The organism is Microlunatus sp. M237 (genome assembly GCF_056896895.1).
Map to the genome: position 1 here is coordinate 381,501 of NZ_JBXHBL010000004.1, position 11,452 is coordinate 392,952.

At 65.3% G+C, this 11,452-nt stretch carries 11 protein-coding genes and 1 pseudogene; 9 read left to right on the forward strand and 3 right to left on the reverse strand.

Annotated elements, in window-relative coordinates; translation table 11 throughout:
• Positions 1-118: 118 nt before the first annotated feature.
• Positions 119-352 (reverse strand): hypothetical protein, encoded by a 234-nt coding sequence (locus tag AC1XX3_RS17670; RefSeq protein ID WP_483322491.1) that lies wholly within the window; start codon positions 350-352, stop codon positions 119-121.
• Positions 353-834: 482 nt separating this feature from the next.
• On the opposite strand from AC1XX3_RS17670, the gene AC1XX3_RS17675 reads away from it, so the two are divergent.
• The 9 genes from AC1XX3_RS17675 to AC1XX3_RS17715 all read left to right on the forward strand — a co-directional run bounded on the left by AC1XX3_RS17675 (position 835) and on the right by AC1XX3_RS17715 (position 9,275).
• Positions 835-1,023: a hypothetical protein gene (locus AC1XX3_RS17675; RefSeq protein WP_483322492.1), complete on the forward strand. Its 189-nt coding sequence runs from the start codon at positions 835-837 to the stop codon at positions 1,021-1,023.
• A 371-nt stretch (positions 1,024-1,394) separates the two neighbouring features.
• Positions 1,395-2,312 (forward strand): siderophore-interacting protein, encoded by a 918-nt coding sequence (locus AC1XX3_RS17680; RefSeq protein WP_483322493.1) that lies wholly within the window; start codon positions 1,395-1,397, stop codon positions 2,310-2,312.
• Between the two features lie 347 nt (positions 2,313-2,659).
• Positions 2,660-3,184 carry a GNAT family N-acetyltransferase gene (locus AC1XX3_RS17685; RefSeq protein ID WP_483322494.1) on the forward strand — a complete coding sequence of 175 codons (525 nt, stop codon included), beginning with the start codon at positions 2,660-2,662 and terminating at the stop codon, positions 3,182-3,184.
• Complete coding sequence (locus AC1XX3_RS17690; RefSeq protein WP_483322495.1) at positions 3,177-4,529, forward strand: ABC transporter substrate-binding protein; 1,353 nt, start codon at positions 3,177-3,179, stop codon at positions 4,527-4,529. The genes AC1XX3_RS17685 and AC1XX3_RS17690 overlap by 8 nt, the downstream gene beginning before the upstream one ends.
• A gap of 64 nt (positions 4,530-4,593) precedes the next feature.
• On the forward strand, positions 4,594-5,427 hold the full coding sequence (locus tag AC1XX3_RS17695) for a carbohydrate ABC transporter permease (RefSeq protein ID WP_483322496.1): 834 nt from the start codon (positions 4,594-4,596) through the stop codon (positions 5,425-5,427).
• 26 nt (positions 5,428-5,453) lie between these two features.
• On the forward strand, positions 5,454-6,251 hold the full coding sequence (locus tag AC1XX3_RS17700) for a carbohydrate ABC transporter permease (RefSeq protein ID WP_483322497.1): 798 nt from the start codon (positions 5,454-5,456) through the stop codon (positions 6,249-6,251).
• Positions 6,252-7,385 carry a Gfo/Idh/MocA family protein gene (locus tag AC1XX3_RS17705; protein ID WP_483322498.1) on the forward strand — a complete coding sequence of 378 codons (1,134 nt, stop codon included), beginning with the start codon at positions 6,252-6,254 and terminating at the stop codon, positions 7,383-7,385. It begins immediately after the preceding gene.
• 91 nt (positions 7,386-7,476) lie between these two features.
• Complete coding sequence (locus tag AC1XX3_RS17710; protein ID WP_483322499.1) at positions 7,477-8,346, forward strand: SDR family NAD(P)-dependent oxidoreductase; 870 nt, start codon at positions 7,477-7,479, stop codon at positions 8,344-8,346.
• 74 nt (positions 8,347-8,420) lie between these two features.
• Positions 8,421-9,275 carry an IclR family transcriptional regulator gene (locus AC1XX3_RS17715; protein ID WP_483322500.1) on the forward strand — a complete coding sequence of 285 codons (855 nt, stop codon included), beginning with the start codon at positions 8,421-8,423 and terminating at the stop codon, positions 9,273-9,275.
• Between the two features lie 248 nt (positions 9,276-9,523).
• Here AC1XX3_RS17715 and AC1XX3_RS17720 read toward each other — a convergent pair whose 3' ends face one another.
• Together AC1XX3_RS17720 and AC1XX3_RS17725 are read right to left on the reverse strand one after the other, a co-directional pair.
• On the reverse strand, positions 9,524-10,867 hold the full coding sequence (locus AC1XX3_RS17720) for a DUF5979 domain-containing protein (RefSeq protein ID WP_483322507.1): 1,344 nt from the start codon (positions 10,865-10,867) through the stop codon (positions 9,524-9,526).
• 42 nt (positions 10,868-10,909) lie between these two features.
• Positions 10,910-11,416: pseudogene (locus AC1XX3_RS17725) on the reverse strand (DUF5979 domain-containing protein); the annotation flags it as partial.
• Between the last annotated feature and the right edge of the window lie 36 nt (positions 11,417-11,452).

Sequence of the window (11,452 nt, forward strand, 5' to 3'; positions counted from 1 at the left end):
GGGCGAGTCTGCCGTTGCAGGCTGAAGCGACGACATCCCCGCCACCGTGGCATATCGGTGACGGGGATGTCGGGGGGTGGCACGGGTAGCTCGTGCCCGGCAGCCTGACCATGCATGGTCAGGCGGGCTTGGTGAGGGCGGCCCGGAGTCGGCGCCAACTGAGCCGGTGCCGTGCTCGCGGTGTCCGCAAGGAGGTGGTGGCTCGCCGTTCGGCCAGGGCCGTGAGGATCGCCGAGCGCTCCGCAGCCAGTCGGCTGAGGTCGTGGCGGTTGAGCCGGGTCGGGTCGGAGAGGTAGGCGTCGCGGACCGTCCAGCTGTCGAGGTCGTACGGCCTCCAGTGAAGTGCATTCATCGTGGTGCCTTTCGAAAAGGTGGTGGCGTCGTTGTGACACCAGCATGGCGTCATGATGACGCCAAGTCAATAAGGAAATGACGTGGAATGACGTCAAAAGGTTTCGGGCATGCGTCAACGCGGTCGGGCTATCGGGAAGCGAGCATGCCGACGGCGTACATCGGTGAGGGCGGAGCTCAGCCAAAAGGCGGAGCGGAGGGGCCGAGGGTCGCGCAGTCGCGAATCAGCCGAGCAGCACGCCGCCGGGAGTGCCCTGCTGGGCAGCGACGGCGAAAGCATCGGTCAAGACGATCAAAGGGCACCTCCTTCGGAAGCTGTGCGAGGACGCTGTCGATAGCGCCGAGTGAAACACTAGGGAGCCTGTGTGGCGCAGAGCAACAGGTTTACTCCTCGGTCTCGGCTGGAACCGGTCCGTAGCCGCGGGTAGGGTCGCATTTCAGTCGCCAACAGCGGCGTGGCCAGCACGACCCGAAGGAGTGCAGATGACCAACGGACCGATCTCGCCGAACGAAGTGACCGACGCAGACTGGGTGGAGCAGCACGCGGACGTGGACCCGCAAGGAGACGGGCTCGACCCGCTCGTGGCTGGGGTGGACGTCACCGAGGGTGAGGTCAACGAGGCTGACCGGTTGGAGCAGCTCACCGAGGTCCAGCTGGACGAAGAGGAGTAGTTGGTGGGCCCGCCGGACTTTGGGTACCGGTGGACCGCAATCACTTCACCCCAGGCGCCGATCCCCGGCGCCGACGATAGACCTGGAGGCACCATGGCCGGCTCCAAGGGCCGCATGCTCGCAACGATCGGCGCCGTCTTCGCCGTCATCGTGGTGATCATGGTCATTCTGTTCACGGTCGTGTTCTGACCTCACCGCGATGACGGGGACGCACACGTATCTGGTCCCGTGCTGGCGGCCCTGGTGCTGACCGTCGTGGCGCTGCCTCCGACGTGTGCCCCGGGAATGATCACCGGGCAGTTCTCGCGGTCCGCGTCAGGTTAGGCTAGCCTCAGTTGGCGCGATCGTCGCGCCGCAGGAGGGATGACGCCATGAGTTCCGAGGTCACCGCCGAAGCTCAGGCGAAGCCGGGGTTCTACGTCGCAGAGGTCCTGACGGTCCAGCGGCTGTCGGCCAGCTTCGTCCGGATCGTCCTGGGTGGGCCCGGGCTGTCGGCGTATACCTCCATCGGGGTTGCGGACGAAGCAGTCGCTGTCTATTTCCCCCAGCCCGGCCAGTCCGACTCCGAACCGATGCAGCAGCGCGACGACGGCACCTGGGGATACTTCGGGCCGGGCCGGGCTCCCGAGGGCCGCAACTACACGGTGCGCGCCTTCGATCCCGATCGCGGCGAGATGACCGTCGACTTCGTCGCACATGAGGGCGGCGTGGCGGCCCAGTGGGCCCTCGACGCCCGTCCCGGGCGGACTGTCGTGCTCGCCCCACCGCGGGCCTGGTATGCGCCGCCGGCCGACGCCGCGTGGCAGCTGCTGGTGGCCGACCTCACCGGCATACCCGCACTGGCCCGCGCCATCGACGAGCTTGACGACGCCGCCCAGGTGCACGCCATCGTCGAGGTGCTCGACGCCACCGACCTCGATGCCATCCCGCGCCGCCCCAATGTCACCGTGGAGGCGAGCGTGGGAACGGGCAACGGTCACGCGCCGAGCGTGCTGGCTGACCGGGTGATTGCATTCGACACACCGCCGGGCTTCGGATACGCCTGGTTCGCCGGCGAGGCCTCAGAGTCGCGGCGGGTGCGCAAGCACCTGCGGCAGAGCCTCGGCTGGGGGACAGACCAGTTCACCATCGTCGGCTACTGGCGAGTCCAGGCTGAGCGTTGGGCGAAGAAGTTCGAACAGGTCTCGGGCGAGATGATCGCGGTGTATCAGGAGGCCCTGGACGAGGGGAAGTCGGTCACGGAGGCCAGCGAGCTGTATGACCTCGCGCTGGAACGCGCGGGCTTGTAAGGGCTGACAGTCGGATTTTGTAGAGGGCTGGATCGCGCGTGTTCGCGGGGCTAACTGCCCCGAACGTGATCACGACAGCTGTCAGTCGCTGCTTGGACGAATGGCCCAGCCCGACCCGCAGGACGTCACGACCCGATTCGAGGTGGTAGACGCCACTCGGACAAACCGCGGGGCCCGGCTCAAGTCTGCGCATTTGGTCGGCTACGCCCTATGTCGCGTTTGTAATCGATCCGCGTCCGAATACGCGCAATAGCGTTCGGCACAGCCGAACGCTATTGCGCAGAACAGATCGGTCAGGCAAGATTCCGGTCACCTTCATCACAGAGGACCGGCTTATGCAGCTGTTCATGCGACACCCAGGGCCATTGCCCTCCGCCACGACGCAACCGCCTGACGGTTATCTGATCCGCGAGGCGACTGCTGATGACCGGGGGGCGCTGGCCCACGTTCTGACAGTCACCTTCGAGGAAGCGTGGGACGCGCATCGGGTCGACGACGTCCTGCTGGAGGCGCCCGATGTCCCACGGACCTGGGTGGTGACCCGAAACGGGGAAGTTATCGGGACCGCGTCCGAGCGGATCACCGACCTCTACCCGGCCGAAGGCTATGTCCACTATGTCGGCGTCCTTCCGTCGGCGAGCGGGTTGCGACTCGGAGAGCTGGTCACACACCGATGCCTGACCGGGTTCGCGGAGCGGGGACTCGGTACGGCAGTGCTGGAGACCGATCCGTTTCGCCAGGCGGCCATTCGTACGTACCTCCGCCTTGGATTCATCCCCGACTACCGCTCGGACGAAGAGCGGCACGCCTGGAGCTCCGCGCTGCAACTACTCAACCAGCCCACCGACGTCAGGAAGCCCAACCATGTCTAACGCTTTCGCCACCACATCGGCTCGACCACTGAATCGCCGCCGGTTCCTCGGACTGGCCGGGGCGGCCGCATCCGCAGCGGCACTGGCAGGCTGCAGCGACAAACCAGGCAACGCCGGCGCCGCTGGGGGTGCCGAGATCTCCATGTGGAACGGCACCTTCAACGCCCTGGGCAAAGGAACGGACACCACCAAGGCAGAGGGCGACTACTGGCTTGCCCAGGCGGTCAAGCAGTATCAGGAGCAGAGCGGCGCGACGCTCAAGATCGACAACACACTCGAAGGGCCTGACCTGCTGACAAAGCTGCGGACAAGCGGGGTCGCCCGCAACGGTCCGGATCTGGCGACGGTGTGGGCGGGCACGTACCTGCTCAGTGTGAAGGACTTCCTGGCCCCGCTCGACGAGTTCATCACCCCGGAGATGTCAGGCGCGGTGTCGGGGTGGGAGTCCGTCACGGATGGCATGGTTGCCGGCCAAGGCCCGATCCTCGGCATCCCGTGCGGAACTGACAAGCTCACCTGCCTGTCCTACAACACCAAGCTGTTGGACAAGGCCGGCGTATCGGTCGATCCAGACGCCGTGCAGGAGTGGGACGAATTCGTCACCATGCTGGACAAGATCAAATCCACCGGGGTGACGCCGCTCGTGTGGGACCAGACGTCCTACCTCTACTTCAGCCTCATGTACTGGATCGCGCAACAGGTCGGCGGAACACCTGGCGTGGTCGAGCTCAACAACGGAAAGCGTGCCTTCTCAAGCCCTGAGGTCAAACTCGCTGTAGACCAGTGGCTTGAGCTGGTTCCCTACGTGGCCAAAGGTGCTCCCGTGCTGAAGGGCGACGACAGTTTCCAGATGTTCCTGAACGGCAAGGCGGCGATTGCTTCTGCCGGCAACATCAAGGACATCCGCGACAAGCTCGGCGACGAGTTCACCATCACCAAACTGCCGAACGCTTCGCCCGACGCCCCAGTGCGCGACAGCGGCATCGGTGGTCCGGGCGCATCCTTCGTCATCTCTGCCGACTCCGACCACATCAGCGAGACCGTGGAGTTCGTCGCCTTTCTCAACTCCGAGGAGCAGCAGGTCAAGCGCGCCACCATGGGCGAGGGCCCGCTGCCCAATCTCGCCGGTCGCAAGCTGTCAGAGATCTTCTCCGATCCACTGGAGCAACGGGTGGCGGAGTGGTCCAGCGCGGACTTCATCTTCTGGCCCGACAACACGCTGCACGCGGATCTCATCGCCGAGGTGGCCGCCAAGACGCAGCTTGTCTGGAACGGCAAGCTCTCCACTTCTGACTACCTCGAACAGCTGGACGAGAAGCGCGACCAGATCGTGAAGAATGGCTAGTTCGTCTTCCCCATCGAGGCGATCACACCTGCGGCGCCGGGAACGCGTCATCGGGGTGGTGTCGATGCTTCCCGCACTGGTGATCTTGATCCCGTTGGTGTGGTATCCGCTGATCGTCGGAGTCCGGCACAGCTTCACCAAGTGGAACGGCCGGACCTCGACCTGGATCGGGCTGGCCAACTACCAACGCATGGTCGCGGACTGGGAGCTGCTCGGCCTGCTGCGCACGAACCTCATCTTTTTCGCGGCCATCCCGGTCATCCTGGTGATCTGCATGATCGTCGCCGTGCTGCTGCACGAGCAGGTTCCCGGCTGGCGGTTCTTCCGGTCGGTGTTCTACATTCCGACGATCTTGTCCATCGTTGTTCTCGGGTTCCTGATGCGCAGCATCTTCCTGCCGGACGGCACGCTCAACACCTTCCTGTCACAGATCGGGCTGCAGTCGTGGACGCGGAGCTGGCTCGAGGAAACGCCCACGGCGTTCGCCGCACTGTTGCTCACCTTCTTGTGGCAGACCCTCGGCCAGGGGACGCTGATCTTCCTCGCCGGACTGTCGTCACTCGATCCGGGGGTCATCGAGGCGGCAACCATCGACGGGGCGAGCTGGTGGCAGCGTCTGTTCCAGGTCATCCTTCCGCTGCAGAAGCCGGCCATCTCCTACTTCTTCGTCACCAACACCATCTATGTCTTCATCGGGCTGTTCGGCTTGGTGTACACGATCACGGGCGGCGGTCCGGGAACCGTCACCACACCGATCGATTTCAGGATCTACACCGCGGCCTTCCGCTCAGGGGATCTCGGCTTCGCTTCAGCGCTGTCCACCGTCTTGCTGCTGATCGTGTCGATCATCGCCTGGGTGAACGTGCGACGCAGTGACAAGGAGCTGGCCCAGCCATGACGCTGCGCTTCAGTCCGGTCCGAGCCATGATCGTCATCTTCTTGAGCCTGATCGCTGTGTGCGCGCTGTGGCCGCTGGTGTACATGGCGCTGTCCAGCGTGCGTACCAACGCGGACTATCTGGCGCGGCCTCTGGGTTTGCCCGGAACGCTGACGGGTAAGAACTTCGTCGCGATGCTGACGCGGTTCGACATCGTTCGGCTTTCGGGCAACACCGCCTTGTACTGCTGCGGTGCCTGGGTCTTGGCGATGATCGCTTCGATCCCTGCTGCCTTCGCCATTGCCAGGCTGACGTTCCCGCTTCGGCGTCTGTTCCTGGCCTGGATCGTGGTCACCATGGCCGTTCCCGGGGTCGCGTTCTTGGTTCCGCTGTACACGAACTTCGCTCGGCTCGATCTGATCGACAGTCCGCTGGGGATGATGATCCTCTGGGGTGGTGGAGCTGTGCCCGGCAATATCTTCCTACTCTCCGCCGTCATGCGAGGCATCCCGACCGAGCTCATCGAGGCTGCCCAGCTGGAGGGGGCCGGATACTTCCGGACGATGGCATCGGTCGTGATCCCGCTCAGCGTGCCGGCGATCGTCACCCTGACCGTCTTCAACGTGACGGGATGGTGGAACGACCTGTTGACGCCGCTGGTCTTCTTGTCATCGCCGGAGAAGTCGACCGTGACGCTGGCCGTCTCCAACATCGTCTCCAGCTACTCCTCCGACACACCACTGTTCATGACCGGGCTGCTCTTCTCAGCCGTGCCGGTGGTCGTGGTGTACCTCATTTTCCAACGACAGATCAGAAGTGGGCTCATTATGGGATCGGTGAAATAGATGCAGAAGTTACGAGTGGGCGTCGCCGGAGCTGCGCGCGGCGCGGGTTTTGTGGCCGGAGTCCGGGCGTCCGGGGAACGAGCAACGCTCGCCGCGGTCTACGACCCCAGCGACTCGGCGCGATCGGCGTTCGCCGCCGAGTACGGGGTGGAGCACGCTGTCGCCAGCTACGCGGAGCTGCTGGCGCATTGTGATCTTGTCGTGCTGTCCTCACCCCAGCAATACCACGCCCCGCAGGCGATCGAGGCGTTGGCGGCGGGCGTCCACGTCCTCAGTGAAGTCCCTGCCGTGGTGTCGATGGAGCAGGCGGCGGGCCTCCTCGCCGCGGTCCGCGCCAGTTCGGCGTCGTACGCGATGGCCGAGAACTATTGCTATATCCGGAGCAACCTCGTTGTGGCTGCGCTCGCCAGGGAAGGACTCTTCGGTGACCTGTACTACGGCGAGGGTGAGTACCTGCACGAGATGAAGTCCTACCAGCGCACCGTTGACGGTGCGCGCACCTGGCGGTCCTACTGGCAGGTTGGCCGCGACGGCGTCACCTATCCCACGCACAGTCTGGGGCCGGTGCTGCAGTGGTTCGACGACCGGATCGTGGCGGTCAGCTGCACGGGCAGCGGGCGACACGTGGCGCCGGAGCACGAGATCCAAGACTCCATCACCCTGCTCGGGCGCACGGCTCGCGGTGGACTCGTGCGTACGCGCCTCGACCTGCTGTCGAATCGCCCACACCTGATGGACTACTACTCGCTCCAGGGAACCAAAGGCGCCTTCGAGTCTGCGCGGCTGCCGGGAGCGCAGCCGTCGGTGTATTTCGAAGGCCTCAGTCCTGAGAACACCTGGGAGCCATTGGACGCCTATACCGAGAGGTTCCTGCCGGATCGATACCGCCAGTCAGACGTCGGCAGTGCCGGGCACTGGGGTGCTGACCGCTGGCCGATCCAGGACTTCATCGATCAGATCCTCGCCGATCGGTCCCCGGACATCGATATCTATCGTGCTCTCGACATGACCCTGCCCGGCATCCTCTCGGAGGCATCGATCGCTCAGCAGGGCGCCTGGGTGGCTGTCCCGGATCCCCGCCGTTTCACCGCCGGGATCGTCTCCGAGCCGGGCCTCGAAGCACCGCTCGCCTGATGACACCGCCGAGCATCCCCCTTTCCCTACGTGACAGGAGACTCATGTCCGACACCGCCCAGCACGCTACGTCCGCAGCTACGGTGATGGCATGAACGCCGAGCCCGAGGACATGATGGCCCGCTTCGAGCTCGACGGGCAGTGGGCGGTCGTCACCGGTGCGGCCCGTGGCATCGGCGCCGCCATCAGCCGCGGTCTCGCCGACGCGGGCGCTGACCTGGTGCTGCTCGATCAGCCCCGGGCCGCTGACGGTCTGGCCACCGTGGCTGAGGACATCCGGCGCCGGGGGAGACGCGTCCACATCGTCGAGTTCGACCTGGCGGCCACGGACGGACTGACTGCACTCGCTGATGAGCTCTGGCGGCTGACCGGCGGCGTCCACGTCCTGGTCAACAACGCGGGTACGGCCGCGCTCGAGCACTTCAACGAGATCACCCCCGACTCGTGGCGGCGTGTGATGGCGGTGAACCTCGACGCTGTCTTCTTCCTCAGCCAACGAGTCGCTGAGCACATGATCGACGGCGGTATCCCCGGTCGCATCATCTGTGTGTCGTCCAAGAACGGTCTGATGGCTGAGAGCGGTCTTGCCCACTACAACGCATCCAAGGCTGGCGTGGAGCTCGTCGCCCGCAGTCTGGCCTCCGAACTCGGACCGCATCGCATCACGGTCAACACCATCGCCCCCGGCATGATCGCCACTGAGATCGGCGAGGTGTTCGACCTGGACCGGCAGGCGTTCGACGACGCCTGGGAAGCTCGCATCCCGCTCGGCGGCACTGGCCGGCCCGATGACTGCGTCGGGGCAGTGCTGCTGCTCGCCTCCGCAGCTGGCCGCTACATCACCGGAGCCACCATCGTGATCGACGGGGGCGTGCTGGCCGACCAGATGCCCCGGCTGCGATACATGTCCCCTTACCGGAGCCGACTGGATCAGCAGGACGCCGCGAAGGAGGGGGCATAGCCTAGGATCTTCCCCGGCCAGTCGCGACGGTGATCGGCCCTCGCCGGGTAAGACATGCCGAGAACGGAGAAATCGTGGTCACGTCCCCGGGAGGCTCCGGCGGGAGCACGAACCCTCGCTATCAGGTCCAGGCCGTCAGCCGAGCCATTCAGCTGTTGTCGCAGCTGGCCGCCGACACCGGCGGCGCGGGCTTGTCGGTGACCGAGGTGGCCGGTCACGTCGGCACGTCCAAGAGCGCCACATTCGCCACGCTGCAGACTCTGGTCACGGCTGATTTCGTCGCCACCACGGGTGACGGGCCGACCAAGCGCTATCGGCTCGGTCCGGCGCTCATCCGGCTCGGAGCCCAAGCGCGTGCTCAGATCTCGCTGAGCGAGGTGGCCCGGCCGTACCTCATCGACCTCACGAAGCGTTCCCACGCCACGTCGCGGCTGGGAGTGTTGGGTTCCGACCACGTAGTGGTGATCGACCAGGTCAACCCAGAGATCACTCCCGGGTCCGATCTGCGGATGGGCGGTCGGGAACATCTCCACTCGTCCAGCATGGGCAAGGCCATCCTCGCTGAGCTGCCACAGAACCGGGTCCGGCAGCTGATCGAGGAGGCCGGCGCGCCGCAACGTACGCGCAGGACGCTGGTTGAGCTCGATGCTCTGCTGGAGAACCTCGGGCGGGTGGCGCAGGTCGGCTACGCCGTCGACGACGAGGAGGACGCCGACGGCATCTACTGCGTCGGCGCGGCGTTCCACGACCACACCGGCGAATGCATCGGCGCCATCTCCGTCACGGGGTTGAAGCTTGAGCAGCCGGAGAAGTTCTACCAGTCGCTGGGTCGCCTGGTGGCGTCCCACGCCAAGGCCATCTCCGCTGCACTCGGATTCGTCGGCACGCCTGCCCCACCGCGGTCCGCAGGGCGGGCTGAGGGTTGGTGAGGACACTCTTGGCGGAGGATAGGGGATCGAGCCCCTGAGGGCTTGCACCGACTCACTCCCAAGTCGCGATGCGGTGTTCGTGGTCGGCGTCGTGGCCTTCTTGAGCCAGCGTCCGAGTGGCGCGACGCAGGCGAAATGTCGGTGAATGTGGGCCACTGAGAACCGATGGGACCGGTGACCTACTTCGACGCCTTGGTCTCCGACGGCGGGCACTGCTGGTCCGCCGTTACTCACCCTTCGAGAATTGTCTATGGCGTGCGACGTGACGCCGTGATCATGAAACATCCTGCGGCAATCGCGAGGGCACTCAGCGTGACCAGAACCAACAGGTCCGTTGGGGACATCTGGGAGCCGGTGTCGGCGAGGTCGGCGGTATCAATGGGCGGCGGGTTTTCGACCGGAGGCCCGGGCGGCGGAGGGACGAAGTGGTTGAGAACGGTGACGACCGCTGGCTCGTCTTTCGTGATCTCGGATTGCGCCGGCGTGACTGATACAAGCTCCCAGTTATCAGGGAGTGCTTCTTCCGAAACCGAGCAGATGACGCCGGTCGGTATGCCGGAGAAGGCCTCGGAGACGGGCTTGTCCCCGGCTGGGAGGTCCACTGGGACTGCAGTGTCGAAGAAGTCGTCGTTACAGTCGAGGTGGAGGTCGAATGAGGTATCGCTGTCGGACGGATCCCCTTCGACCGCCTTGACTACTGTCAGCTCACCGGTCACCCGAGTGTTGACGACCTGCACGGTGATCAGCTCTGTGTCGGTGATCGTGACTGTGTCGCTCGCAACACCGCCGAGACTCCACTGGTCGGGAACCTCAACTTCTTCTGCGGTGCAGGTCACGCCGGTGGGGATGCCAGAAACCACCGTGCGCGACGATACGCCGTTGGTCACTTCGATGACGACGTCCTGGTCGAAGGCGGTTCCGTCGCAGTTCAGGAACGCCGAGAACGTCGTGGGGGCGCCGTCGACAGGTCCGAGCAGGTACTTGAAGATCTCTAGGCCGCCGGTGAGGCGCCGGTTGACCGCAAGGAGGCTGACCGGCTCGTCGCCGACCACGACCTGGGACGGAGAGGTGCTGGCGAGTTCCCAGCCCTTTGATGCCTCGGGTTCGGTCAGGCTGCAGATGGTGCCGGTCGGGATCCCGTCGATGGTCTTGGACACCGACCGGCCATTGGTGACCTCGACCTCGATTTGTTGATCGAACTGGTCCTGGTCGCAGTCGAGGGCCAGGGTGAACTCCGTGTCCGCACCTGCAACCGGACCACTCAGGCGTTTCACCACCGTGATCTTCCCCGTCTGCCGGGTGTTGGTGGCGGTGACCTCGATCGGTGGCCCGTTCTGGACGACCACGGTGTCGGGGTTGATGGTGACGTCCCAGCCCGCGGGTGGGTTGGGTTCGGAGATCGCGCACTCCAACCGGGTCGGGATCTGCCCGGTCTGCACCGTCTCCCCGGGCGGTACGGTCAGGGTCTGGTCGTAGTCGGTGCCCGGGCAGTCCACCTGGATGGAGGCGGTCGGGTCCGACCCTGCGGGATCGCCCACGGCGGTCTTCTGCACCGCGATCGTCCCTAGGTCGCGTTCGTTGGTGACGGTCACGCTGACGGGGGTGGTCGGGTCGGTTCCGATGACGACGCTCGCAGGGTCGATGTCGGCCAGGCTCCACCCATCCGGGGTGGTGGGCTCGGTCACGGTGCAGGTCACCCCGGACGGGATCGGGCCGATCAGCTCGGAGTCGGCCCCATCATCGCCGTTGAACGTCACCGTTTCGCTGAAGTCGTTGTCGCAGTCCACCTCTACGGTGAAGACGCTGCTGGCGCCGACGGGGTCACCCGCGGCAGCCTTGCTCACCACCAGCGAACCGGCGACACGGGTATTGGTGATGGTGACCTCGCTGGTGCCGGTCGTGATGGTGACGGTGCCGCCGTCGGGGGTGACGCTGTCCAGGCCCCAGCCGTCGGGAACAGACGACTCGGAGACGGTGCAGGTCACCCCGACCGGGATCTCGAGCGGATCCGTGCTGACCTCGGTGGCGCCGTCGGGCATCGTCAGATCGAACGTGGTGTCGTAGGCGTTGGCGTCACAGTCCACAGTGATCGGGAAGGTCGTGCTGGCCCCGGCCACCTCACCGTCGATCTCCTTCGTCACGACCAGGTCCCCGATCTGCCGGGCGTTGGTGACGGT